The sequence below is a fragment of the Methylobacterium sp. C25 genome, assembly GCF_021352225.1.
GTDB lineage: Bacteria > Pseudomonadota > Alphaproteobacteria > Rhizobiales > Beijerinckiaceae > Methylobacterium.
The window spans coordinates 551,224-575,715 of sequence record NZ_JAAUVI010000001.1; the positions used below are offsets into that span (position 1 = coordinate 551,224).

Here is a 24,492-nt window from a genome sequence, read left to right on the forward strand (position 1 = left end):
TAAGGCGCCCGGATGGTAAAGACTTCTCTAACGAAATCTTCTCGAACTCCGGTCTCAGGCCCAGCCCCGCTCCGCGAGCTTGGCCTCGTAGCCGGAGATCGCCGCGCCACGCTCCAGGGTCAGGCCGATCTCGTCGAGACCGTTGAGCAGACTGTGCTTGCGCGCCTCGTCGATGTCGAAATGCAGCGTGCCGCCATCCGGCCCCTTGATGGTCTGGGCGGCGAGGTCGACGGTAAGCGTCGCGTTGGCGCCGCGCTCAGCATCCTCAAACAGTTTTTCCAGATCTTCCGGCGAGACGACGATCGCGAGGATGCCGTTCTTGGCGCAGTTGTTGAAGAAGATGTCGGCGAAGCTCGTCGAGATGACGCAGCGTATGCCGAAATCGGCGAGCGCCCAGGGCGCATGCTCACGCGACGATCCGCATCCGAAATTGTCGCCAGCCACCAGGATCTTGGACTGGCGGTAGGCCGGCTTGTTCAGGATGAAGTCCGGGTTCTCCGAGCCGTCGTCCCGGTAGCGCATCTCCGAAAACAGGCCCTTGCCGAGGCCGGAGCGCTTGATGGTCTTGAGATACTGTTTCGGAATGATGCGGTCGGTATCGACGTTGATGATGCGCATGGGGGCGGCAACGCCCTCCAGAGTCGTGAACTTGTCCATGATCGTCGCCGTCGTGACTGTCGTCGGCTCGCGCCGTTCTGAACCCGCCTTCTAGCAGCGCGCCGAGGCCGTCGGAAGCCGCCCTCGGCTCACGCGTTCTTGCCGAGGATCGCGGCTTTCTCCTCGTCCGTCAGGACGAGCGGGCGGAAATCGGTGGCGACGAGCAACGCGCCCTTCGGGCTGGTCAGGGCGAGAAGTCGCGTCCCCTGTGGGTCGAGCGAGATCGGCTCGCGATAGCGCGACTTTCGATCGTAGACGCCCGGATTCGCCGGCACGATCCCCAGCCGCTGCTTGGAACGACGCAACCCCTCCGGCCCGTCGACTTCGAAAGTGATCTCGCGCGCATATTCGGGGTTCTTGACGTAGCGCGAGGCGATCACGCGCGCCGCGACGGGCTGGGGATCCTTGACCAGGATGCGCCACAGCCGGGCCTCGCGAAGCGCCATCCAGACGCCGAAGGCGATCACGGCGCTGAGAAAGGCCAACCCACCCGTCAACTCGGCGACGGCGATCCAACGCTCCGCAGCGGCGTCGACCATGGCGTTGAGCGCGAGGCTGCGTGGATCGGCCGGGTCGACTTTGGCGACCGGGCGAGGGAGCGGGTTGTCGAGACCGCCGAAGACCAGCGCCGACACTTCCGTCTCCTCGCTCTTGCCTGGCGAAGGCTCGTAGCTCACCGTGAGACTGCACTGCGCGGCGAGGAGGAGATTGCTGCGGCAACCTCCGCGGACGTCCTTCACCGCAACCAGGCGGCCCTCCTTCCAGATCCGCTGATCCTGTAGAATCTCGCGCGACTGGCTGATGCCGATGAATGCGGCTCCGGCAAGCGAGGCGACGACCATGAACGCGCCGAAGTAGAGGGCGCCCTGGGCGCGCCAGCCGGCCTTCAGCGCGATCGGTCGCCGGGGAAAGGCCGCGAGCGGAGCGCTGTCCGTCATGTTTCGGTCTCAAGAACAGTATTCGGAAGGGGCCCAAGGCCGGCGGGATCAAGACCTGTGACCGACCGAACCGTCGAGGACCCCATGTCCGACTCGTCCAACACCTTCAAGAAGGCACCGAAGCGCAAAGGCGACAAAGGCCGTCGGGTCACGATGTCGCCAGAGATGAAGCAGGCCTATGCCGATCTCATCACCAAGCGTGGGGAAGAGGAGGAGACGTATAAGCGCCACCTCCCGCAGAACGAGACCGGCAAGCGCTGAGACACCGGGTCTCGATCACGGCTTTGCTTCACCAAGTCGTGCATTGAGGCATCGAAAGTGCCGTGCCACCGCTCCGCTTGCCGAGTGATCCATGATCGCTCGTGATCGGAGGACGAGACAGCCTGTGACCGCGCCTGGGCAACACCCATCGACCGTCGAAGAGCTCAACGAAGCGCTGCGGCTCTACCGCCGAACCGTCCTCACGGTCATCGCGCTGGGTGTTCTGGGCCTTCCGGCTTGCTGGGGCCTCAGCATTCTCGGCACCTGGCTGAAGCCGCCCTATGGCCTCTACATCTACGGCGAGAGTCTCGCGACATGGGGCCTGATCGTGGTCGTCGGACTGCTGATCGCACAGCTCTGGTGGGGCGGCCGTCAGATCGGGCGCATCCTCAGCGACCCGGTGACGAGCGCCGCGCCCGCGATCGGCGTGATGACAGCACAAACGGTCATCGCCCAGCGCGCGCACGCAATGGGCATGAAATGGACTGGCTTCTTCGGAGACCTGCAACCCGTCCGCAAAGGCTGATCGCCTCGCGGACGGATGTGTTGGCGCGAAGGCCTCAGACCGCCTTCTTCGGGCCGGCCTCGATCACGTCCTCGACGGTGCGCAGTCCGGCCTTGGTCGCGTTGACGAGGCAGGCCATGTTGCCCGGCGGGTGCTGGTTCTTCCACATCTTGGTGTGGGCCTCCGGGATCTTCTCCCAGGGGTAGACCTCGCTCATGCACGGGTCGACGCGGCGGTCGATCACGAAGCGGTTGGCCGAGGCCGCCTGCTTGAGGTGGGCGAAGTGCGAGCCCTGGATACGCTTCTGGCGCATCCAGACGTAGCGGGCGTCGAAGGTGATGTTGTAGCCCGTGGTGCCGGCGCAGAACACGACCATGCCACCGCGCTTCACCACAAGGCAGGAGACCGGGAAGGTCGATTCGCCCGGGTGCTCGAACACCATGTCGACGTCCTTGCCCTTGCCGGTGATCTCCCAGATCGCCTTGCCGAACTTGCGGGCTTCCTTGAGCCAGACGTTGTATTCTTCGGAGTTCACCTTGGGCATCTGGCCCCAGCAGTTGAAGTCCTTGCGGTTGATGACGCCCTTGGCACCGAGGCTCATCACGTAGTCGCGCTTCGATTCGTCCGAGATCACGCCGATGGCGTTCGCGCCCGAAGCCGCGATGAGCTGCACGGCGAACACGCCGAGACCGCCCGAGGCGCCCCAGACGAGGACGTTGTCGGAGGGCTTCAGCTGGTGCGGCGTATGGCCGAACAGCATGCGGTAGGCCGTGGCGAGCGTCAGCGTATAGCAGGCCGCTTCTTCCCAGGTGAGGTGCTTCGGGCGCGGCATCAGCTGGCGCGACTGCACCCGGCAGAACTGCGCGAAGGAGCCGTCCGGCGTCTCGTAGCCCCAGATGCGCTGGGAGTTCGAGAACATCGGGTCGCCGCCGTTGCACTCCTCGTCGTCGCCGTCGTCCTGGTTGCAGTGGATGACGACCTCGTCGCCGACCTTCCACAGCTTCACCTTGGAGCCGACCGCCCAGACGATGCCCGAGGCATCGGAGCCGCCGATATGGATGTCGCACTTGTGCGAATCCATCGGCGAGACCGGCTCACCGAGCGAACCCCACACGTGGTTATAGTTGATGCCGGCAGCCATCACGTAGACGAGCACGTCGTCGTCGCCGAGCGACCAGGTCGGGACGACCTCGACCTCATTGGCGCTCTCCGGCGGCCCGTGGCGGTCCTTGCGAACCACCCAGGCGTACATGTTCTTCGGCACGTGGCCGAGCGGCGGGACCTCGCCGAGATCATAGAGGTCCTTTTTCTCGGTGGACCCACCCGTCCAGGTTTGGGTCACCGCTGCGCTCGATGCCATCTTGGCACTCCTCAGGTACGAAGTTTCGCGTCGCTATAGCGACGTTACCGAGGGTGTCCAAGGGGGCCAAAGGGCTAAGGATAGACGGCAATCCACGTAATCGGGCGTCGCCCGAGACGAGCGGCAAATGAATACAAAATTATCCCCAAAATCAGGGAGAGTTGCGACGCAACGGCAACATGACGAAAGCCGAAACCGCAGCCAGCGGCTTCGCTAATCAGTCACCGGATCGGCTGAGCCCGATACGCTGATCTTCGCGCATGCTCGAATTTCGACCACGTGCGATCCCCACGCGCAAGCGAGCCAGTGGTCGCCGGCTGCAACATCGACACGGGATCACCGGCGAGTGTGCGGCCTTGAGGGATCGGCGGGCCTGCCGTCGCGCCGAGCGACGCCGCAACACTACCGGTCGAACCGTAGCCCTGCGCGTTGGCGGTGGAGATGGTCGCGCCGGTGGCAATCGCCGCGACGGCGGTCAGAACGAGGATACGCTGGCTCATGGACAGCTCCGCTTCGATGTCACTGGCCGATGATGCGATCGGGACCAGCTGAGATGTGAAGCGGATCTGGGACGGCATGGCGTCATTCAAAGTGCGGCGCAACACATCATGCTGCGCGGCACTCTCAAGCCGAATGGCTTGCTAGATGCTGCCGGGCCCCTTGGCGAGGCCGAACAGCGTGAAGAGGTCGCAGGAGAACTTGGCGCCGAGCACGAAGGCGTCCGGGATGGGCTTGGGCCGGAACGGAAAGCGGGTCTGGTCCGGGTTGACGATGTACTGGAGTTGCGGCGTCAGGCGGGCGGCCGGCGAGAGCTGGATGCCGTAGTTCAGTTCCATCATGATCTGTTGGGTGGCGATGTCGCGCGGGTCGAGCCCTTGAGAGGCACGGGCCGCCCGGATGTTGGCGAGGCCGAGCGACGAGTATTTCTGGACCGAGACCACGAAACCGACGGTATCGAAGGGACGGTCCGCAAAGGTGCCGGTCTCCACGGCACCGAGTTCGAGGAAGTAGTCCTGAGTCTGGCGGCCGCCAGTCGACTTCATCGCCACGCCGAACAGGCTCAAGCCCTGCGGCTGCGTCGGATCCGGCCGCCAGACCATCTGGTCGAACCGCGCGTAGACGAGCGAGCGGCCGAATTGCGTGAACGGATCGAGCCCCGAGAACAGAGAAGAGCCTCCAAGGACGTCGCGCACCGGGTCATTGTACTTCGAACGGTCGACCACGGCGCCGATCCCGTAATTGCGCGGCATCAGGTCGTTGTCGAAGGTCGTCGAGTAGCCGACCTCCATCGGGATGACCGCGCCCGTCGCGCCGCGAGTGGACCAGTCGATGCCGTTGTCGGTCGACAGCAGCAGGTTCGGGTTCACCTCGTAGGCGCCGATATGGACAAAGAATTTGCGCTCGTCATCGATCCAGAGCTTGGCGTGGCCGGCCCAGCTCGAAGTCGGGAAGTAGGTGAAGTTCGTGGTCTTGAAGGTGAAGGTCGGCGAGCCGCAGGTCGCGTTGTTCTGGAAGTTGCAATAGAGCGGCGAGCCGAGGAAGGCGCCCTGCCCGTTCAGGCGCCCGACCTCGAAATCCAGCCGGTTGTCGAACAGCTTCTGCTGCCAGCTGAGCTGGGTCAGCCGCGCCGTCTGCCCGCCGCCGTAGATTTCCTGCACCGATGTGTCGTTGCCGATGAAGTCGTTGGACAGGCTGCGGCCGTGGCGCTGGGTGACGATGGAGTGGAGCGAGGCGCCCTCGATCCCAGCGAGCCGGTTCAGGTCAGCGTCGATGCCGAAGAAGATCTGCGCCGAATAGGCCGTGCCCTGCCGGATGCCGCCGATCGGGTTGGCAGCGGATTCGCTCGTGTAGTTGAGCAGGAAGGTCAGGCCGTTGCCGAGATCGAAGGTGCCCGGCGGCAACTTCGCAGGCGCGGCGGTCTGGCCCTGCCGAGAGGCGTTGCCCTGGGCACTGTCAGCAGCGGCGATGCCCTGGCTCTGGCCGCCCCGCGCCGAACGCGGTCTCGCGGCCCGCGCCCTGGCCGGCCCGGGCTTCGGCCGGACGATCGGCGCCTCGGCCCCAGGCGCCCCCGGGGAAGCAGGCTGAGCCGACGCGGGCGTCATGGCGATCGCACAGAGTCCAAAGGCGGATAGACCCGTGAGAAACGCCTTCATCGCATCGCTCCCATCACTTCGTATCGTGCGGGCCGATCTCCGCCGGCGCTCGAATTTATTAACATGCCGCAATCGCGGCTGAACACGCCGCCGGAGCGATACGAACGAAATGCAAAATTATTCCGGTTCGCCTGTGCCCTGAACGCCTCAAGCGCAGCCTGTGTGACCACGCCGCAATCCTGTCCTCTGCTGTTCAAGCCCTGCGAGTTCGTGCAAACGGGAAGCGTCCCCTCCGCCTCCACTCGCCTGCATCCTCTCGTGTCGACACCTGCCCTCGAAGATTTCCGACGCGTCGTCATCAAGGTTGGCTCCGCCCTGCTCGTCGACAGCAGCCGAGGGCGCCTGCGCCATGCCTGGCTCGCGGCGCTTGCCGAAGACATCGCAGAGCTGCATGCGTCAGGCGTCGACGTCGCCGTGGTGTCCTCCGGTGCCATCGCGCTGGGGCGTACCGTGCTCGGCCTGCCACCCGGCCTCCTGCGGCTGGAGGAGAGCCAGGCTTCGGCAGCGGTGGGGCAGATCGCGCTCGCCCGGCATTGGACCGAGGCACTCGGGCATCACGACATCGTCGCAGGCCAGATCCTGGTGACGCCGCGCGACACCGAAGAGCGCCGCCGCTACCTGAATGCGCGCGCCACCGTCCAGAAGCTGCTGGAGGTGCGCGCCGTGCCCGTCGTCAACGAGAACGACACCGTCGCCACCGTCGAGATCCGTTACGGCGACAACGACCGCCTCGCCGCTCGCGTCGCCACCATGATCGGCGCCGACGTGCTGGTGCTCTTCTCCGATGTCGACGGGCTCTACACTGCGCCGCCACATACCGATCCGAATGCACAACACCTGCCTGTGATCGACCGGATCACGCCCGAGATCGAGGCGATGGCTGGCGGACCGGCCTCCGAGCTTTCGCGAGGCGGCATGCGCACCAAGGTCGAGGCTGCCAAGATCGCGGTGGCCGGCGGCACGCACATGGTCATCGCCGACGGCCGCGGAAAAAACCCGTTGCGCGCCATCCGCGAGGGGAAGCGCTCTTCCTGGTTCCTCTCGGCCTCCACCCCGACGGCGGCTCGGAAAACCTGGATCGCCGGGGCGTTGGAGCCGAGCGGCGCGCTCGTCATCGACGATGGCGCCGCTCGCGCCTTGCAGAGCGGCGCAAGCCTGCTGCCCGTCGGCGTCACCGCCGTCGAGGGCGCCTTCGGCAAGGGTGACGCCGTGCTGATCCGCGACAAGTCCGGCCGCGTGCTCGCCCGCGGCCTCGTCTCCTTCGACAGCACCGAGGCCCAGCTCATCATCGGTCGGCCGAGCCGCGAGATCGCCGAGCTGCTCGGCTATTCGGGCCGCAGCGAGATCGTCCATCGCGACGACATGGCGACGGTCGGCCAGATCAATCCTGTCTGAGGCTCCGCGCTGGGCGCAACGGTGCCGTCCCCGGCCTAGGCGCTCCTGGACTTGTTGGGAAAACACCCCACGTGCGATGAGACAGCGAAATATCCTGCGCAACGCACGCGCCACCGATGATGGAAACGGGACAGTGCCTGTTCTGAACCTGCGCTCCGAACTCGCGGACGCCGACGACCTGCCCACACAGATGGCCGAGATCGGCCGCCGGGCTCGCGCTGCGACGCGCGGCATGGCACTCGCGTCCGCTCAGACCAAGGACAATGCGTTGCGCGCCATCGCCGAGCGCATCCGCATCAACGCCGCCGAGATTCTTCGCGAGAACGCGCGCGATGTCAGCGCCGCCAAGGCGGCGGGACAGTCCAACGCCATCATCGACCGGCTCACCCTCGACGAGCGCCGAGTCGCCGGCATCGCCGAAGCGGTGGCCCAGGTCGGAGCGCTGCCCGATCCGATCGGGCGCCAGCTCGCCGCCTTCGAACGGCCGAACGGCTTGATGATCGAACGCATCGCCGTACCGCTCGGCGTCGTCGGCGTGATCTTCGAAAGTCGGCCCAACGTCACGGCCGATGCCGGGGCGCTCTGCCTCAAGGCCGGCAACGCCGCGATCCTGCGCGCCGGCTCCGATTCGCACCGGACCGCGACGGTGATCGCCCGCGCCATGAGCGAGGGCCTCGCCCAGACCGGCCTGCCGGCGGACGCGATCCAGCTCGTGCCGACTCGCGACCGCGCCGCGGTCGGCCTGATGCTGTCCGGCCTCGATGGCTCGATCGACGTGATCGTGCCGCGCGGCGGCCGCAGCCTCGTCGAACGTGTCCAGGCCGAGGCGCGAGTGCCGGTCTTCGCCCATCTCGACGGCATCAACCATGTCTATGTCGCGGCCGGCGCCGATCTCGACATGGCCCGCACGCTGCTCCTCAACAGCAAGATGCGCCGCACCGGCGTCTGCGGCGCGGCCGAGACGTTGCTCGTCGACAAGGCGGTCGCCGAGACGCACCTCAAGCCGCTGGTCGAGGCCCTGCTCGAGTCCGGCTGCGCCGTGCGGGGCGACGAGGCAGTGCGCGCAGTCGATTCCCGTGTCACGGCGGCGGACGAAGCCGACTGGCACACCGAGTATCTCGACGCGATCATCGCGGCGCGTGTCGTCGACGGTCTCGACGCCGCGATCGACCACATCGAGTCCTACGGCTCGCATCACACCGACTGCATCGTCACCGACGACGCGGAGGCGGCCACCCGCTTCCTGGCCGAGGTCGATTCTGCGATCGTTACCCACAATGCCTCGACGCAGTTCGCCGATGGCGGCGAGTTCGGCTTTGGTGCCGAAATCGGCATCGCCACGGGCCGGATGCACGCGCGCGGTCCGGTCGGCGTCGAACAGCTCACCACCTTCAAGTACCGCGTCCACGGCAACGGGCAGACGCGTCCGGTCTGACGCGTTGCGACGACAGGCAATGGAGACGGCGCGCCTGCCGCCGGCTTTGCCCGGCCTTCGGATCGGGCTCTACGGGGGCTCGTTCAACCCGGCCCATGCCGGTCATCTTCATGTTAGCCGCATGGCGCTGAAGCGTCTGCGGCTCGACCGGGTCTGGTGGCTGGTGACGCCCGGCAATCCGCTGAAGGACCGCAACGACCTCGTGCCGCTCGCTGAGCGCATGGCGGCTGCGATGCGCGTGGCCCGCGATCCCCGCATCGCCGTAACAGGGTTCGAGGAGACGATCGGCGCGCGCTTCACCATCGAGACCCTGCGCTGGCTGCGCCGCCACTACCCCTCGGTTCAATTCGTCTGGATCATGGGCGCCGATTCGCTGGCGAGCTTCCACCGCTGGGAGCGTTTTCAGGAAATCGCCTCGCTGATGCCGATCGCCGTGATTGATCGGCCCGGCTACACCCTGTCCGGGCCGAACGCCCCCGGAGCCCGGACGCTCGCCCGCTGGCGCATCGACGAGACCGATGCCCCGCTCCTGGCGGGCCTGCCGCCGCCGGCTTGGGTCTTCCTGCATGGCCCGCGTTCATCCCTGTCATCGACGGCGCTGCGGAACCGTGTATGAAGGCGCGGTTGGCGAGGCGGCATTGAAGTCGGCGGCCAAACCATCCAAGTTTTCGTGACAGAACGACAGCCGCCTCGGACGAGGCCGCGCCTATAGTGGGAACCGATCCGCTGAACGACCAACACGCACAAGAAGCGCAGGCCTCCGAGGATCTGAAGTCCCTCGCGCTGGGCTGTCTCGACGACATGCAGGCCGAGGAGACGATCGCCATCGATCTCGCCGGCAAGACGTCTCTCGCCGACACCATGATCATCGCCTCCGGCCGTAACCACCGCCATGTCGGCGCCATCGCCGACAAGATCCTGCAGGGTCTGAAGAATGGCGGATACGGCACCCCGCGTGTCGAGGGCATGCCGGCCTGCGACTGGGTGCTCATCGATGCGGGCGACCTCCTCGTCCACATCTTCCGTCCAGAGGTGCGCGGCTTCTACAACCTCGAGAAGATCTGGGGCGACGATCGCCCCTCGGCCCATCTCGGCGGCTGAGTCTTAGGCACCGCAGCTCCTTCGATCCGCCGAACGGCACTCATCCCGAGGTGCTGCGCAGCGGCTTCGAAGGATTCCAGGGATCGCCTGACCGGTCTCAGCGCCCTGGCGTGCCCGGAACGCTGTCCCGAAACTCCGCTTCCTGTCGGATCAGCAGCCCGAGCAACGGGTGCCGAAGGTCGAGGATGAAGCGGAAGGCGTCGTCCGTCATGGCGGCATGGGTCACGCTCAGAGCGCCCGGCGAAAGCCAGGCCGGCAGCGTGAGCCGCAGACCCAGCACATCGACAAAATAGCCGCGGCTGCGAAACACCAGCGCTCCATCCTCGACGCCGACGCTCAGCCTCATGCCGATCCCCGCGCCGATATGCTCTTCGAGGCCCGTCGGCCCGGCGAAGCGCTTGGCCGAGTGGATCATCTGCGGAAAGCCGCTCGGCCGGGCATAGAGCCGCGTCCAGATTTGGCCGCCGCCTTGAGGGTCCTCGGTGACCGACACGACGCTCGCCATGCCGACAGCCCGGGAGAGCGGCAGCGGCGCGCCGATGAAGCGCGTCGCCTGGGCCAAGAGCCACCCGGCCCAATTCATCCGCGTCGAGACGACCTGCCCGGCATAGACTGCGCTCGCCCCCTGCGGCAGCCGCTTCGAGAAGCGGCGGCGCACGGCCTCGGGCAGGCAGGCCCATTGCGCTTCCGGGATCAGCGCGCGGAAGCGGAGATCGAGCAGATCCGTCCTGGCCGGTACGGGCGCTGTGGGCGCCGGGCGGCAGCGTGCGAGTGCGGACATCGAACTACCCCTCCGGCTTCGAGGGTAGGAAACGGACGATGCGGCTGCCGAGCTTGATCAGCTTGGCGAGTGTCCCGTGCGGCACGTGCAGCATCTGCGCGTACCAGCCCTCCATCGTCTGCGTGAAATCGAGCATCGCTGTCAGCCGCCGCTGTGCCACTTGGCCGATGGCGGGATCCCCCTCTGCCTGGAGCGCGCACGCGCGCAGAGCCGCGATGGCCGGGTCGATCTCGCGCTCCTTGCGTCCGGCGGCGATCCGCGTCGCCATCTCCCAGAGATCGGTCTCGGCCACGAAGTGATCGCGCCTGTCGCCGAAGACCGGCACCCGCCGGATCAGGTTCCAGCCGGTGAGTTCCCTCAATGAGTTCGAGACGTTCGAGCGGGCGATGCCGAGCGTGTCGGCAATCTCCTCCGCCGTGATCGGCTTCTCGGAGAGGTAGAGCAGGGCGTGGATCTGCGCGACGGAGCGGTTTACGCCCCATTGGCTGCCCAGGTTGCCCCAGTGCATGACGAAGCCCTCGACGGCTGCGGGAAGCTTCCTTTGTTGGTCCGTTATTTCTGTCATGACAGAAATTAGAGACCTGTTCGAGCTGCCCGTCAAGCCATTTCGGGTATGGCGAAGCTCGGCTTATGCCACCGAGAACCGAAACGTCGTCGTCGACACGAACGGCGCGCCAGACCTCAGCACCGTCGAGGGGAAGTCCGGGTGGTTCGGTGCATCCGGAAAGCCCTGCGTCTCGAAGCAGACGCCGTCACCGGAGCGATAGGTGCGTTTCGAGGGGCCGACCAGCGTGCCGTCGAGATTGTTGCCCGTGTAGAGTTGCACGGCCGGCTGGGTCGTCGCGATGTCGAGGCGGCGGCCACTCGACGGCTCGAGGCAGGAGGCGGCCGGTCGCAGGCCGCCGCCGGCATTGCGAAGCACGAAATTGTGGTCGTAGCCCTTGGCCAGCACGATCTGCGGGTCGTCCTGGCGGATGCGCTGGCCAACCGCCGTGGCCTTGCGGAAGTCGAAGGGCGTGCCCTCCACGGAGCGTATCTCGCCGGTGGGGATCTGGCCGGCATCGGTCGGCGTATAGGCATCCGCCGCGATCTCGACGACATGGCCCATCACGTCGCCGGAGCCTTCGCCGGCAAGGTTGAAGTAGCTGTGATTGGTGAGGTTGAGGACGGTCGGCTTGTCCGTGAAGGCGCGGTAATCGATGCGCAACACGCCATCCTCCGGCAGGCTGTAGACCACCTCGAGGTCGAGATTGCCCGGAAAGCCCTCCTCGCCATCGGGGCTGCGCCGCATCAGTACGACGCGCTGGGCATCCGCAGCCTCGATCCGGAAGAGCCGCTTGGCAAAGCCATTCACGCCGCCATGCAAGGTGTTGGGCGGGTTGTTGATCGGCAGCTCATAGGCCGTGCCGTCGAGGGTGAAGCGGCCGCTCGCGATGCGGTTGGCGTAGCGGCCGGCCAGCGCCCCGAAATGCGGGCTCACCGTCTCGTAGCCCTCGACGGAATCGAGGCCGAGCACGATGTTCGCCAGGCGGCCCTGGCGGTCGGGCGTCTCGATCGTGGTGATGATGCCGCCGTAATCGAGTACCTGGACGCGAAAATTGCCGCGCTCCAACGTCAGCCGGCTGACGATCTCGCCGCCCTTGGTCTTGCCGAAGATCTCGCCGGCCATTCGGATCTCCCGCCTGCCACGCTCCCGCGTGGAACATTGCGCGCGAGCCGGCTTCGTCCATGGGCTCGGGACGCCCTGCCCTATTCTTCGGCGAGGACCGGCTGGGGCTCCGACGGCTCGGAGAGTTGCAGGCGATGGAGCCGCGCGTAGGCGCCCCCCGCCGCGACCAAGGTGTCGTGGGTTCCCGTCTCGACGACCCGTCCTGCATCGAGCACTGCGATCAGGCCGGCATCGCGCACGGTTGAGAGGCGATGAGCGATGACGAGCGTCGTGCGCCCCGTCATCAACCGCTCCAGGGCGGCCTGGACGAGCCGCTCAGATTCGGAATCGAGCGCGCTCGTCGCTTCGTCGAGCAGCAGGATCGGCGCATCTTTCAAGAAAGCGCGGGCCAGCGAGACACGTTGGCGCTCACCGCCGGAGAGCCGGCTGCCGGACGGCCCGACGCGAAAGTCGTAGCCTTCGGCAAGCCGCGAGATGAAGCCATGCGCCGCGGCAGCCTCGGCGGCGGCCTCGATCTCGGCACGGCTCGCACCGGGGCGGCCGAAGGCGATGTTGGCGGCGATGGTGTCGTCGAACAGCACGACGTCCTGCGAGACCACGGCAACGGCCTCTCGCAGCGAGGCCAGCGTCACGCGGCGGATGTCCTGGCCGTCGATGAGCACACGGCCCTGCGTGACGTCATAGAGGCGCGGCACGAGGTTGAGCAGCGACGACTTACCCGAGCCCGAACGGCCGACCAGCGCCGTGGTGGTGCCACCCGGCACCGTCAGGTCGATCCCTTCGATGGCCGGCGCGTCCTCGCGGTAGCGGAAATGCAGGTTCTCGAAGCGGATCTCCCCCTTCGTCACCTGCAGAGGCACGGCGTCTGCCGGCTCGCGGATCGTCGCGGGCTCGTCGAGCAGCGCATAGTAGCGGGTCAGGGCGGCGGAGGCCTCCTGCAGGATGGCGTTGAGCGTGCCGAGCGCGCGTGCGGGCTGCGAGGCAAGCAGCAGGGCGGCGACGAAACCCGTGAAATCTCCGACCGTCTTCTCGCCCGACATCACCCGTTGCCCGACCAGCACCAGCACGGCGGCAACTGCAAAGCCGCCGCCGACCTCGAGCAGCGGATCGAGCCGGCCGCGGGTGTTGGCCGCCTTCATCTTGAGCCGGCGCACATGCTGCAGGGCGTCGGCGGCACGGCCTTTCAGATAGCCTTCGAGCGCGTAGGTCTTGGCGACGCGCGCTCCCTGCAGGCTCTCACTGATCAGGCTCGCCATCAGGCCCATCTGCTCCTGCGTGTTGGTGGAGACGCGGCGCAGCTTCTTGCCGACCCGGCCGATCGGCCCGGCGACGAACGGAGCGGTCACGCCGGCCGCGAGGGTCATGATCGGGTCGATCCAGAGCAGGGCGCCGACCAGCGCGATCAGCATGGCGAGGTCGCGCAGCATCACGGTGGAGATGCGGGTCAGCGCCTCCTTGATGAAGGCGAAATCGGTGGTGAAGCGCTGTGTGAACGAGGCGGCGCTCTCGCGACCGAGCTGCGCCATGTCGGCTTCGATCAGGTGCGCATAGAGCGCAGCCTGCATGTCGGCCTCGACCTGGGTGACGACGCGGTTCGTAAGCACGGTCTGGCCGTAGAGCGCGAAGCCTCGCACGGCCGTCACCGCGATGACGACGAAGGGTCCATAGATCAGCGCTCGCTGGTCCTTGGCGTCGAAGGCGTCGAAGGCTGCCTTGATCAGCGTCGGGTACAGGCCAGTCGCAGCCCCGACGATGGCGATCAGCACGAGCACGGCTGCGAGCGTCGCGCGATGCGGCGCCATCCACTCGCGCCAGAGCCGTCCGAGAAGGGGGAGAGTGTCGCCTCTCAGGAGCGGGCGCCGCGCCATGCGTTTCGCGTTTTCCGTGATCCGACCCCGTCGAAGGGACAGCGGTGTTTGCCGCCGCCGCCCCCCGGGATCAAGCGAAACCCGCGAAACGATCAGTCGTTGTGCTTGTCGCCCGGCCCGTCGCCCTCGCCACCGCGATGGCGCCAGCCTCCATGGCCGCCCTCATCGCCACCGCGCCCGCGCAGCGGATGCGCGAGGATCGCAGCGCGTCGCTTCTGACCCTCGTCGAGGGTGGCATAGAGCGGCCCGGTGGCGTCGGCGAGCTTGCGCAGGGCCTCGCCGCGGGCGGTCGCCGCATCGGCCATGGCGCGCAGGCGGGTCGGTGCGTCCTGGGACTTCTCGCCGCGCTCGCGCCAGGCCTGCATCCGGGCCTGCCGCTGCTTGAACATGTCGCGCATGGCCGCCTCGACCGGTGGCCAGAGCTTCTCCTGGTCGGCATTGAGCTTCATGCCGGTGTGGAGCGCGGCGATGCGCGCATCGGCAAAGGCCGCACGGTCTTCGGGGGTCAGCGCGCTCCAGCGCCCGTGCCGATGGCCGGGGCCGTCCCAGCCGTGACGCCCCTCGGCGCTCGCCGAGGCAATGGCGCCAGCACCGGCCAGCCCGGCCAGCATCACCGCAACGATCACACGTTTCGACATGGCGGAACCTCGATCCAACGAATGAACTCACCCCAGGCCGACAGAATGCCCAAGCCCGTGTATCCGGCGTATGTCCGGCACGTTGCGGCTTCGTCACGTTGCGTAACGCGCGACCCGATTGGCAATGTGATAATGTTACATTATCTGACCGAGATCGGTGAGAGGCGGACGGGATCGATGAAGGGCAACCGGCACTTGGGACTTCAGCGAGCGGGGGCGTGGCTGCTGCTGATCCTGGCCGTCCTCGCGCCGGCCGGGGCCTCGGCCGAGGAGCCGATCAAGGCGGTGGCGACCTTCTCGATCCTCGGCGATCTCGTGCGCCAAGTCGGGGGAGACCGCGTCGCCGTCACCAACCTCGTCGGGCCGGATGCCGACGCGCACAGCTTCAGCCCGTCACCGGACGATGCGCGCCGGCTCGCCAGCGCCGACATCGTCTTCGTCAACGGCCTCGGCTTCGAGGGCTGGATGGAGCGGCTGATCCGCGCCTCCGGTACCAAGGCGCCGGTGATCGTCGCGTCGAGCGGGGCGAAAACCATCGCCGGGTCGCGTGATCACGCCGATCATGATCACGGCGATGTCGCGGACAACCATGAAGATCCGCATGCCTGGCAGAGCGTGGCGAACGCCAAACTTTACGTCGCCGCCATCCGCGACGGGCTCTCGCGGATCGACGCCGCCCACGCGGCCACCTACGCCGAGAATGCCAGGGTCTATACCGACAAGCTCGACGCGCTCGATGCGGAAATCCGCATGACGATTGCCGAGATCCCCGAGGCGCGCCGGCGGATCATCACCACGCACGATTCCTTCGGTTACTACACGCAGGCCTATGGCTTGCGATTCGTCGCGCCGCAGGGCCTCTCGACGGACAGCGAGGCCGGCCCGCGGGACGTCGCCCGCATCATACGGCAGATCCGCCAGCAGAAGATCCCGGCGGTCTTCCTGGAATCCATCGCCGATCCGCGCCTGATGCAGCAGATCGCCCGCGAGAGCGGCGCCAAGGTCGGCGGCAAGGTCTATTCGGACGCGCTGAGCGCGGCGGACGGGCCGGCGCCGGGCTATCTCGAGATGATGCGCGCCAATCTCCGGGCGTTCCGCGACGCGCTGGGCTAGCGCGCGGCGTTCAGTCCAGCTTCGCCTCGACCCGGCGCGTGGGTGTGCGGGCCAGCGTCTGGATCACGCGGGGCGGACGGCTCGCCTTCTCGGCGATCTCGGCTTCCTGCTCCTCGATCATCGTCCGGGCGGGCTCGTCGCCGTCGAGGCCGCCGAGGATCTCCATCGGGATGCGGCGGTTCGAGGCGAGGCTGCCATCCTCGAACACCACGTCGAACAGAACGAACCCGCGCTCCTGCGGCTTCGACTTCACGCGCTTGGCCATGGGAGGAGACTCTTTTGATCGATCGCGGCCATCCTTGGCGAGGCCGGCGATACGGAATGCCCGAAACGACGAGACCAATGGGTCTCGCTTCGGGCGCCTGCATAGCCCCGTCCGCGGTCGCCGCCTACCCCGCCCGGCGTCGCGTCTGCTAAGCGCCGGCAGCCATCCTCTTCTCACTCACAGCAAAGCCAACGACGTGAACGACTGGATCCAACGCGATGTCGGCGCGGTGCCCGGCACGCCCGATACGATGCGGCTGATGCAGCGCAGCGACGGCTTCACCATCATGGTGGGCAAGGTCGAGCTGATGAGCGACCTGCTCTGCGCCTCGGAGCGAGCACTGGCGACCCTGGCCTGCGAACGCCTTCGCGACCGTCCGGCCGCGCGCATGCTCATCGGCGGGCTCGGCATGGGTTTCACGCTGCGCGCCGCCCTGGATGGGCTCGGCCCGCAAGCCGGCGTCGTCGTCTCCGAACTCGTCCCCGCCGTCGCCACCTGGGCGCGCGGCCCCCTGGCGCATCTGTTCGAGGGCGCGCTCGACGACCCGCGGGTCGTGCTGCGGCTCGAGGACGTCAACCGCATCATCCAGGAGGCCCCCGCGGCTTACGACGCCATCCTGCTCGACGTCGACAACGGCCCGGAGGGGGCCACGCGGAGACAGAACAGCCGCCTTTACGACGAATGGGGTCTGAAGCGCGCGCGCTGGGCCTTGCGCCCCGGCGGCATCCTGGCGGTCTGGTCCGGCCACCCCGACCGCAAGTTCAAGGCGCGCCTGAAGCGGATGGGGTTCTCCGTGGAGGAGATCCGCATCCGCTCGAACGTCGATAGCGGCCGCCGCCACGTCCTGTGGCTCGCGACGGTGCGCTCCGGGCAGGTCGAGTAGGCCCCTTCGGCTGAATCCACGGAGCGGCTGCCGCCGCTCAGTTCAGGAACCGGTCGGCGCGAAGGCGGGCCACGGCAAGATCGACGAAGGCCCTGACCTTCGCCGGAGCCTGGCGCCCCTCGGCGTAGATGACGTGGATCGGGAGGGGTGGCTCCTCGTAATCGCCGAGCACGATCTGCAGGCGTCCGTCGAGCAGGGCCGGACCGATCTGATAGTGCAGCACCCGCGTCAGGCCCCAGCCTGCCGACACGGCGGAGATCGCGGCTTCGTTCGTGTTGGACTGGAGAACCGCGTCAATCGTCACCCTGTGGTCCCCCCCGAAACGCCATTCCGGCGAAGCCCAGGCACTCGTGGGTGCCGCGATACGGTGGCTCCTCAGGTCGGCCGGGGTCTCGGGAACGCCGTGCTTCTCGAAATAGGACGGCGCGCCGCAGACGACCCGGCGCACCGCGCCGACCTTGACCGCAGTGAAGCCGGAATCCGCGAGGTTCCCGATTCGGATGGCGACGTCGATACCCTCCTCGACGATGTTTACGGAGCGATCCACGAATAGCGTCTGCGCCGCCATGGTCGGGTAGCTGTCGAGGTACTCGGTGACGACGGGCAGGACGTACATGTGCCCGAACAGGAGCGGCGCGGTGATGGAGAGCGTCCCGGACGGCGTCGCGTAGGAGCCGGCAGCGGCAGCCTCCGCCTCGGCGATGTCGGCGAGGATGCGCCGGCAATCCTCGACATAGCGCCCGCCAGCCTCGGTGAGCTTCACCGAACGCGTGGTGCGCACGAACAGGCGCGCGCCGATGGTTTCCTCCAGCGCCGCGATGGCGCGGGTCACGGCCGGAGCGCTCATGTGCATCTGGCGCGCGGTCTCGGCGAAACTCATCGTCTCGGCGACCTTCGCGAAGATGCGCATGGCATGCCAGCGGTCCATCGACTGTCGTTCGCTCCCGGACGAGACTCGGAGCGCGCAGCCGCGCCCTCCGACAGCCCCTATCATCCGGGATGGAACAGCCAATCGGCAAGGCGCGAACACGCGGCTCTCACCGCTAAGGCAGTGGATCACGCCCGAGCGGCCAACTCCTCAATCTCGTCGCAGACGGCCTCGGCGATGCCGAACCGTCGGGCGCGGGCGCGCTCGATCCGCACGCGGTCCCGGTCGCCAGAGGCCGAAGCCAGCGCGAGGGCCAGGGCTGCGGAGGTCCGCATGTCGAAGCTGCGGCCATGCCGGGCGGCGTCGATCTCGGCCCCGGTCATGCCGAGCCGGCAGGCCGCTTTCTCCTGTCGGCGGTGCAGCGCCGGATCGCCGTAACCCGCCGTGAGACCGAGAGCGATCGACAGGCGCACGCGCTCGTCGAGCGTGAAGGAGGACATTGTGGGATTTCCGATCGGCGGCTTCGTGGCTCTGGAGTCAGGTCGCCTGCCGGCCGGAGACGGGGACAATCACACCGGCTCGCCTGTCGCGCGCGATGGCCTCGACGATCTCGGCGTCGCCGAAACCGGCCGCATGGACCGCAGCCATGTCACTCAGGGCGACCGCGCCGCAGACGGGTGGAATCCCGACGGAGGCGGGGAGGCCGCGGATCGCCTCCGGCACCCGGCCGCGATGCCTGTGGAGTGCCTGCAGGAACCACCGGGAGGGGCCGTGCTGCAGGCCGAAGGGAATCGAAAGACGGTGCATGATCTCATCCCCGTTCGAGGCGTCGGCTCCTCTCGAGAGACCGAGGGCAATCGCGAAAAACCTCGTTTTTTCCGCGATTTGACGATGTCAGAGGGCGAGTTGAATGCGGTCCTCGCCCTCGGCCGGCGCAGCCGAGCAGATCAGCACCTCGCCCTCCTCCAGGGGAGCCGTCGGCTCCCGCAGATAGGTGACCTTTCCGGCCAGCAGCCGGGTCTTGCAGGTGCCGCAGGAGCCCGTCCGGCAGCTGAATTCCGGGCTGAGTCCCCGCGCCTCGGCGAGGTCGAGCAGGGACCCGGATTCAGGCGTCCAGCGAGCCTCCTTCGTCGAGTCCATGAACGCCACCGGCACCGGCTTGGTCGAGGGCGGCGGCCAGGACGATACGGGTGCCGCCGCCGGCAGGGTCCGGACCAGCGACGAGGGCCCGAACGCCTCCGCATGGATGCGCTCGTCCGCGATGTTCAGGCCGCGAAGGCCGTCGTAGAGCGCCTGCGTGAACAGCGGCGGCCCGCAGAGGTAGAAGTCGTAATCGGAGAACGGCAGGAAGCGGCCGAGCATCGCCATGTCGATCCGACCGGCGACATCGTAGTCGACGCCCTCCTCGGCGCCCTCCGGATCGCTCAGCACGCGAACGACCCGCACGCCCCCCTGCGCGGCCTCGACGATGGCCTCGAGCTCCCGGTCGAACGGGCGCTCGCTTTTCGAGTGGGCCGCGTAGAACAGGACGGTCGGACGGATGCCGCGGGTGCGCAGGCCCTCGTAGACGACGTGGCGCAGCATCGCGAGCATCGGCGTGATGCCGATGCCGCCGGCGAGCAGCACGGCCGGGCGCTTCTCGCGCGCATCGATCGTGAACATGCCGTTCGGCGCTCGCGCTTCGATGATGTCGCCGACGCGCAGGGTGTCGTGCAGGTGCCGCGAGACCACGCCGTCCCGCTTCACGCTGATGCGGTAGACCGCATCTGACGGCGCGACCGACAGGGTGTAGGTGCGGATGACCGGCTTCTCCGATCCCGGCAGCGTGACGCGGATCGGCAGGTGCTGCCCCGCCTTGTGCGGGAGCAGCCCGGCGCCATCGTCCGGAATCAGGTGGTACGAGCGGATCGCCTGACTCTCGTCGACGATCCGCGCCACCTTCATCGGGCGCCAGCGCGTCGCCAGTTCGGCCGCACGGAGGCGGTCGGCGGCCTGCTGCCAATCGCCGGTCATCAGGGCGTTCGGCGACCAGCCGTCTTTGCGGAACGACCAGCGCAGGGGCAGCGCGCCACGCCGCCGCACGATGCGGCGGGGGCGGAAGCTCCACAGGCGCTCAGCCCCCTGGAAGGCGGCGATCTCGGGCGAGTCGAGGATGACCTCGGCCTCGCCCGTCATCTGTAGCAGGTCGCCCGTCTCGAAATCGGCGAAGACGAGGCCGGCCTTGCCGTTCAGCAGGATGTTGCCGAGCGTCGCGAAGAACAGATTGCCGGCAAAATCGGGGATGGTGAGCGTGCCGTCCTCGGCGATGCGCACGAACCCGGTCTTGCCGCCGCGATGCGAGACGTCGACCTGCCGCCGGTCGTCGCGCTCCGCATAGGAGGCAACGAACAAGGTGTCGGCCGCAGCGATCATCGCGCGGGCCGATGGGTCGAGCGCGACGCTCTCCTCGACGAGGCCGGCGAAGGGCTCGCGCGGGTCGCGGACATAGTCGAGGTCGCGCAGCTGGATGTATTGCGGGCAGTTTCCGAAGCTCTGATCGACGTCGAAGCGGAAGCCTTCGCCGGTCTCGGCGCGGACGATACCGTTCGCGCGGTTGCGGCGTCGGGTGTTCAGCTCGATGCCGAGCAAGCCGATGGCATTGCCTTCCGCCATGCCTTCGGTGGCCGGATCGCTCGCGTCACCCCGTGCGCCGATCTCGAGGATGTGCGCGTCGGGGGACGCGATGAAGCCCGGCCGTCCCGGCAGGATCGTCGCCCAAGGATCGCCCTGGCGATCGACGCTGCCGAGGATGATGAAGGGGATGTGCTCGAAGAAGTCGCGATGCTGGTCCGGCAGGTAGTCCCGGACCACGCGCTGACCGACCTGCTCCATCCGTTCGGCGACGCCGGCCTTCTCCTGGATGGCCTTCTCCCCGGCATGCCAGGTGGCCAGCTTGCTCATCGTCGTCACGTCGCTCATGGCCGTGTCCTCCGATCGGGTGAGACAGGGCGCGCCACCCGGCGCGCCCTGAGCTTCATGTCACGCTGCGGCCGAGAGGCCGGCCGGGGTCTCGACGAAGGAGACGAAGCCCGGCAGCGCCTCGACCCGGCGCAGGAAGGCCGTCACCTTCGGATAACCCGAGAGATCGACATTGCCCTCGGGAGCGCGGGCCACGTAGCTGTAGATCGCCACGTCGGCGATGGTCGGGCGCTCGCCGACGAGCCAGTTGCGGCTGCCGAGATGCGCTTCGAGGCGCCCCAGCAGGGTGTGGGCCCGGCCGATCACTTCCTCGGGGCTGAACTTCGCACCGAAGACGGTGACGAGACGGGCCGCGGCCGGGCCATAGGCCAGCTCGCCGGCGGCAACCGACAGCCAGCGCTGCACGGCAGCCTCGCCCTGCGCATCCGACGGCAGCCAATCGGACCGTCCGAGCTTGCGAGCGATATAGACGAGGATCGCGTTGGAATCGGAGACGACGACGCCGTCATCCTCGAGCACCGGCACCTGGCCGAAGGGGTTCAACGCGAGGAATGCGGGCGACTTATGCGCGCCGGCCATGAGGTCGACCTCGACCAGCTCGTGCGGAACACCGAGCAGCGAAAGGAACAGGCGAGCCCGGTGCGAGTGGCCGGATAGGGGATGGACATGGAGTTTCATCGGTTTGATCCCTGGCTGTCATGGCCGGGATGTCCCCGGGCCGTGATCAGAGAGTGCTCTGGGACCTTGCCGATGATAATGCCCGATCTCGGCAGTTCATTGCTGCGCGAGGCGGAATAATGAATGGAGCGACCGAAGCAGGGACTACCTGATCAGCCCGAGCGCCACCGGCACGAGCATCGCCGTGAGGAACGCGTTCAGCCCCATGGCGATGCCGGCGAAGGTGCCGGCGGTCTCGCTGACCTGGAAGGCGCGGGCAGTGCCGAGGCCGTGGGCCGCAAGCCCGGCGGCGAAGCCACGGGCACGCAGGTCGCGGATCCTCAGGAGGTTGAACAGGGGCGAGACGATGATCGCCCCAACGGCGCCGGTGATCATCACCAGCACGGCGGCGAGGGTCGGATCGCCGCCCAGCGTCTCGACGATGCCTATGGCGACGCCCGTCGTCACCGATTTCGGGGCGATCGCCACGATGATCTCGTGGTTCAGACCGAGCGCCCGGCCGAGCAGAAGGGCGGTGCCGAGCGCCGTGACGCAGCCGACGACCAGGGCCGCGAGCATCGGCAGCAGGGCGCGCATCACGATGGCTCTGCGTTCGTAGAGCGGCAGGGCCAAAGCCACCGTCGCCGGGCCGAGCAGGAAGTGCACGAACTGCGCGCCCTCGAAATAGGTCTGGTAGGGCGTGCCGGTGAGCTTCAGGACAAGCCCGGTCAGCCAGATCGCGTGCAGCACCGGGTTGGCGAACGGGTGGCGTCCGGTCGCCTCGGAGAACCGGTCCGCGATCGTGTAGGCCACGAGCGTCACAGTCAGCCACAGGAGCGGCGTGCGCGAGAGATAGACCCAGAGGGCGAAATCGCCGTTCACGGGCGCTCCTCCGGCGGCCGCACGAGGCGGGAGACCGCGGCGAAGGTCAGCGCCGTGGCCGACAGGGTCAGCACCACGGAGACGAGCAGCACGACGGCGAGCGCGAGGCCGTTCGCCGCCAGCACGTCGAGCCGGCCGACGATGCCGACGCCCGCCGGCACGAACATCAGCGAGAGATGGGCGAGCAGGCCCTTCGCGGTAGTTTCCAGCCCGCCATCGACGAGGGGGCGCGGCAGGATCGTTTCGGCGGCCCGGCGATACCGGTCCCGGATCAGCAGGAAGCCGAACATCAGCGCGGCCCCGAGCACCGGCCCGGGCACAGGCAGACCGCTCGCATGCGCCGCAACCTCGCCGAGGAGTTGGGCGACCAGAATGAGGGCGAGGCTGACGATCACCGCGGGAAGGGGCTCCGCCCGAGATCCGTCACCGGCCCGTGCGGCCAGCCTGCGCCAGCTCCGCCGTGGCCTCGGCCGCCATGCGGGCACCGTCGCGGGCGCGGCCGATGGCGGTCTCGTCGAGGCCCAGCAGTTTGCCGAGCCGCCAGACCAGAGCCTCCTCGAACTCGTGCACGTCGCCATCCGCTCCCGCGACGGACCAGGCCATGGCCAGGATGCGCTCGCGCTCCTCGGTATCGCCCTCCCCGATCAGCTCGACGAGGCTCGACATGTCGCGGGTCTCCGCGTCGAACGCGGCGGCGCGGGCGATCAGCGCCGTCGCCTCGGCCTCCGTCGCCGCGAAGCGGGAGCGCACGAGCCGGGTCAGCCGCTCGGCCTCGGCGGGGTCGAGCACGCCGTCGGCCCGCGCGACGTGGACCAGCAGGGCCGTGGCCGCGAGATGCTCGTCGGCCTGGGCGGCCGTTTCCGCGTCCAGGCGTACGGGCTTGTCGGAGCCGAAGGCCGCCGAGGCGTATGAGATCAGTCGGGCGAACAGCGCCATGGGGGCTCGCGGAGCGTGAGGTGCGCTAACCTTGGGAGGGGCGCCATCGCCGTCAAGCGACGAGGCCGTCCGCGGACGAGATGGCGACGGGGCGTGGCCCTGCTGCATCGCGCGCGGCGGACGGCGGTGGGGAAACCTCGTCCAGGAGCACGGCCTTCTCGGAACTGTCACGAACGGCGGTCTAATCCGGGTCGGAACGACATAACCTGGAACAGCCGAGATGACCGACAACGCAGCCACCATCGAGGCCATCCGCCGCGAGCTGGCGGACAGCTACGACGAGGAGTTCGAGCTGGAACTCGAGGACGACCGCCTCGAGAGCCTCGATGAGGCCGCCGCCGAGCGCAAGGCCAGAGGGCTCGACCGCAAGGTCTATTTCCGCGAACTGCTCCGCCTCCAGCACGAACTCGTCCGGCTGCAGGATTGGGTGAAGAGCCAAAACCTGCGGGTCGTGGTGCTGTTCGAAGGTCGCGATTCCGCCGGCAAGGGCGGCGCGATCAAGCGCATCACCCAGCGCCTCAACCCGCGGATCTGCCGCGTGGCGGCGCTCCCCGCGCCGAGCGAGCGGGAGCGCACGCAATGGTACTTCCAGCGCTACGTCGCCCATCTGCCGGCAGCCGGCGAAATCGTGCTGTTCGACCGCTCCTGGTACAACCGCTCCGGCGTCGAGCGGGTGATGGGTTTCTGCACCGAAAACGACGTGGAAGAGTTCTTCCGCTCCGTGCCCGAATTCGAGCGGATGCTCGTTCGCTCGGGCATCATCCTGGTGAAGTACTGGTTCTCGATCACCGACGAGGAGCAGGAGTTCCGCTTCCAGATGCGCATCCACGATCCGCTGAAGCAGTGGAAGCTCAGCCCGATGGATGTCGAGTCGCGCAGCCGCTGGGAAGACTACACCCGCGCCAAGGAGGAGATGCTGGCCCGCACCCACATTCCCGAGGCGCCCTGGTGGGTGGTCGAGGCGGTGGACAAGAAGCGCGCCCGCCTGAACTGCATCAGCCACCTGCTCGAGCAGATCCCCTACGGCGAGGTTCCGCATCCGCCGGTGAACCTGCCGGACCGCGTCCGCCACGACGACTATATCCGCCACCCGGTCGCGCCGGAGCTGTACGTTCCGGCCAAGTTCTGATCCGGCAGACGCGTCGGCCATGGCCCGCCGGCGCCTGCCC

Annotated in this window: 28 protein-coding genes; 9 read left to right on the forward strand and 19 right to left on the reverse strand. The window is 67.8% G+C overall.

Annotation, left to right across the window (positions count from 1 at the left end):
- Window positions 1-54 precede the first annotated feature (54 nt).
- Together leuD and HCU64_RS02650 are read right to left on the reverse strand one after the other, a co-directional pair.
- Window positions 55-657 (reverse strand): 3-isopropylmalate dehydratase small subunit, encoded by a 603-nt coding sequence (leuD, locus tag HCU64_RS02645; RefSeq protein ID WP_233382227.1) that lies wholly within the window; start codon window positions 655-657, stop codon window positions 55-57.
- Window positions 658-746: 89 nt separating this feature from the next.
- Window positions 747-1,595: a hypothetical protein gene (locus tag HCU64_RS02650; protein WP_233382228.1), complete on the reverse strand. Its 849-nt coding sequence runs from the start codon at window positions 1,593-1,595 to the stop codon at window positions 747-749.
- Between the two features lie 84 nt (window positions 1,596-1,679).
- Here HCU64_RS02650 and HCU64_RS02655 point away from each other — a divergent pair, with 84 nt between their 5' ends.
- Complete coding sequence (locus HCU64_RS02655; protein WP_233382229.1) at window positions 1,680-1,856, forward strand: hypothetical protein; 177 nt, start codon at window positions 1,680-1,682, stop codon at window positions 1,854-1,856.
- A gap of 124 nt (window positions 1,857-1,980) precedes the next feature.
- Window positions 1,981-2,382, forward strand: a complete 402-nt coding sequence (locus HCU64_RS02660) for an ABC transporter ATP-binding protein (RefSeq protein WP_233382230.1) — start codon at window positions 1,981-1,983, stop codon at window positions 2,380-2,382.
- Window positions 2,383-2,416: 34 nt separating this feature from the next.
- On the opposite strand, the gene ccrA is transcribed toward HCU64_RS02660, so the two are convergent.
- From ccrA to HCU64_RS02675, 3 genes are all read right to left on the reverse strand, one after another.
- The gene (gene ccrA / locus HCU64_RS02665) at window positions 2,417-3,721 is read right to left on the reverse strand and encodes a crotonyl-CoA carboxylase/reductase (RefSeq protein ID WP_233382231.1); all 1,305 of its coding nucleotides are present in this window, start codon (window positions 3,719-3,721) and stop codon (window positions 2,417-2,419) included.
- A 221-nt stretch (window positions 3,722-3,942) separates the two neighbouring features.
- Window positions 3,943-4,323 (reverse strand): hypothetical protein, encoded by a 381-nt coding sequence (locus HCU64_RS02670; RefSeq protein ID WP_233382232.1) that lies wholly within the window; start codon window positions 4,321-4,323, stop codon window positions 3,943-3,945.
- A gap of 39 nt (window positions 4,324-4,362) precedes the next feature.
- Complete coding sequence (locus HCU64_RS02675) at window positions 4,363-5,874, reverse strand: carbohydrate porin (protein ID WP_233382233.1); 1,512 nt, start codon at window positions 5,872-5,874, stop codon at window positions 4,363-4,365.
- Window positions 5,875-6,132: 258 nt separating this feature from the next.
- Here HCU64_RS02675 and proB point away from each other — a divergent pair, with 258 nt between their 5' ends.
- The 4 genes from proB to rsfS all read left to right on the forward strand — a co-directional run bounded on the left by proB (window position 6,133) and on the right by rsfS (window position 9,805).
- Complete coding sequence (gene proB / locus HCU64_RS02680; RefSeq protein WP_233382234.1) at window positions 6,133-7,269, forward strand: glutamate 5-kinase; 1,137 nt, start codon at window positions 6,133-6,135, stop codon at window positions 7,267-7,269.
- A gap of 133 nt (window positions 7,270-7,402) precedes the next feature.
- Window positions 7,403-8,704, forward strand: a complete 1,302-nt coding sequence (locus HCU64_RS02685) for a glutamate-5-semialdehyde dehydrogenase (RefSeq protein ID WP_233382235.1) — start codon at window positions 7,403-7,405, stop codon at window positions 8,702-8,704.
- A gap of 19 nt (window positions 8,705-8,723) precedes the next feature.
- On the forward strand, window positions 8,724-9,320 hold the full coding sequence (locus HCU64_RS02690; RefSeq protein ID WP_233382236.1) for a nicotinate-nucleotide adenylyltransferase: 597 nt from the start codon (window positions 8,724-8,726) through the stop codon (window positions 9,318-9,320).
- Window positions 9,321-9,415: 95 nt separating this feature from the next.
- A complete protein-coding gene (rsfS, locus tag HCU64_RS02695) occupies window positions 9,416-9,805 on the forward strand; it encodes a ribosome silencing factor (RefSeq protein ID WP_233382237.1) in 390 nt (129 codons plus the stop codon).
- Between the two features lie 97 nt (window positions 9,806-9,902).
- Here the strand turns inward: rsfS and HCU64_RS02700 are convergent, their stop codons facing one another.
- From HCU64_RS02700 to HCU64_RS02720, 5 genes are all read right to left on the reverse strand, one after another.
- Window positions 9,903-10,586 (reverse strand): DUF4166 domain-containing protein, encoded by a 684-nt coding sequence (locus HCU64_RS02700; protein ID WP_233382238.1) that lies wholly within the window; start codon window positions 10,584-10,586, stop codon window positions 9,903-9,905.
- 4 nt (window positions 10,587-10,590) lie between these two features.
- Window positions 10,591-11,151, reverse strand: coding sequence for a GbsR/MarR family transcriptional regulator (locus HCU64_RS02705; RefSeq protein ID WP_233382239.1), 561 nt, complete (start codon window positions 11,149-11,151; stop codon window positions 10,591-10,593).
- 63 nt (window positions 11,152-11,214) lie between these two features.
- Window positions 11,215-12,255 (reverse strand): aldose epimerase family protein, encoded by a 1,041-nt coding sequence (locus HCU64_RS02710; protein WP_233382240.1) that lies wholly within the window; start codon window positions 12,253-12,255, stop codon window positions 11,215-11,217.
- Between the two features lie 80 nt (window positions 12,256-12,335).
- Window positions 12,336-14,123 (reverse strand): ABC transporter ATP-binding protein, encoded by a 1,788-nt coding sequence (locus HCU64_RS02715; protein WP_233382241.1) that lies wholly within the window; start codon window positions 14,121-14,123, stop codon window positions 12,336-12,338.
- Between the two features lie 92 nt (window positions 14,124-14,215).
- On the reverse strand, window positions 14,216-14,761 hold the full coding sequence (locus tag HCU64_RS02720) for a Spy/CpxP family protein refolding chaperone (protein ID WP_233382242.1): 546 nt from the start codon (window positions 14,759-14,761) through the stop codon (window positions 14,216-14,218).
- Between the two features lie 177 nt (window positions 14,762-14,938).
- On the opposite strand from HCU64_RS02720, the gene HCU64_RS02725 reads away from it, so the two are divergent.
- The gene (locus HCU64_RS02725; protein WP_233382243.1) at window positions 14,939-15,874 is read left to right on the forward strand and encodes a metal ABC transporter substrate-binding protein; all 936 of its coding nucleotides are present in this window, start codon (window positions 14,939-14,941) and stop codon (window positions 15,872-15,874) included.
- A 10-nt stretch (window positions 15,875-15,884) separates the two neighbouring features.
- On the opposite strand, the gene HCU64_RS02730 is transcribed toward HCU64_RS02725, so the two are convergent.
- On the reverse strand, window positions 15,885-16,139 hold the full coding sequence (locus HCU64_RS02730; protein WP_233382244.1) for a hypothetical protein: 255 nt from the start codon (window positions 16,137-16,139) through the stop codon (window positions 15,885-15,887).
- 196 nt (window positions 16,140-16,335) lie between these two features.
- Between HCU64_RS02730 and HCU64_RS02735 the strand changes: the two genes are divergently transcribed.
- Window positions 16,336-17,022, forward strand: coding sequence for a hypothetical protein (locus HCU64_RS02735; protein ID WP_233382245.1), 687 nt, complete (start codon window positions 16,336-16,338; stop codon window positions 17,020-17,022).
- Between the two features lie 37 nt (window positions 17,023-17,059).
- On the opposite strand, the gene HCU64_RS02740 is transcribed toward HCU64_RS02735, so the two are convergent.
- From HCU64_RS02740 to HCU64_RS02775, 8 genes are all read right to left on the reverse strand, one after another.
- Window positions 17,060-17,950 carry a LysR family transcriptional regulator gene (locus HCU64_RS02740; protein WP_233382246.1) on the reverse strand — a complete coding sequence of 297 codons (891 nt, stop codon included), beginning with the start codon at window positions 17,948-17,950 and terminating at the stop codon, window positions 17,060-17,062.
- A gap of 128 nt (window positions 17,951-18,078) precedes the next feature.
- A complete protein-coding gene (locus HCU64_RS02745) occupies window positions 18,079-18,390 on the reverse strand; it encodes a hypothetical protein (protein ID WP_233382247.1) in 312 nt (103 codons plus the stop codon).
- Window positions 18,391-18,427: 37 nt separating this feature from the next.
- Window positions 18,428-18,697, reverse strand: coding sequence for a hypothetical protein (locus HCU64_RS02750; protein ID WP_233382248.1), 270 nt, complete (start codon window positions 18,695-18,697; stop codon window positions 18,428-18,430).
- Between the two features lie 87 nt (window positions 18,698-18,784).
- Window positions 18,785-20,848 (reverse strand): 2Fe-2S iron-sulfur cluster-binding protein, encoded by a 2,064-nt coding sequence (locus HCU64_RS02755; RefSeq protein ID WP_233382249.1) that lies wholly within the window; start codon window positions 20,846-20,848, stop codon window positions 18,785-18,787.
- A 60-nt stretch (window positions 20,849-20,908) separates the two neighbouring features.
- Window positions 20,909-21,526, reverse strand: coding sequence for a glutathione S-transferase family protein (locus HCU64_RS02760; protein WP_233382250.1), 618 nt, complete (start codon window positions 21,524-21,526; stop codon window positions 20,909-20,911).
- A gap of 144 nt (window positions 21,527-21,670) precedes the next feature.
- The gene (locus tag HCU64_RS02765; RefSeq protein WP_233382251.1) at window positions 21,671-22,387 is read right to left on the reverse strand and encodes an LrgB family protein; all 717 of its coding nucleotides are present in this window, start codon (window positions 22,385-22,387) and stop codon (window positions 21,671-21,673) included.
- Complete coding sequence (locus HCU64_RS02770; protein ID WP_233382252.1) at window positions 22,384-22,782, reverse strand: CidA/LrgA family protein; 399 nt, start codon at window positions 22,780-22,782, stop codon at window positions 22,384-22,386. Before HCU64_RS02770 ends, HCU64_RS02765 begins: the two co-directional genes overlap by 4 nt.
- A 28-nt stretch (window positions 22,783-22,810) precedes the next feature.
- Window positions 22,811-23,323 (reverse strand): tellurite resistance TerB family protein, encoded by a 513-nt coding sequence (locus tag HCU64_RS02775; protein ID WP_233382253.1) that lies wholly within the window; start codon window positions 23,321-23,323, stop codon window positions 22,811-22,813.
- 220 nt (window positions 23,324-23,543) lie between these two features.
- On the opposite strand from HCU64_RS02775, the gene ppk2 reads away from it, so the two are divergent.
- Entirely contained in the window at window positions 23,544-24,452 is a 909-nt protein-coding gene (gene ppk2 / locus HCU64_RS02780; RefSeq protein ID WP_233382254.1) for a polyphosphate kinase 2, read from the forward strand.
- Window positions 24,453-24,492: the final 40 nt, after the last annotated feature.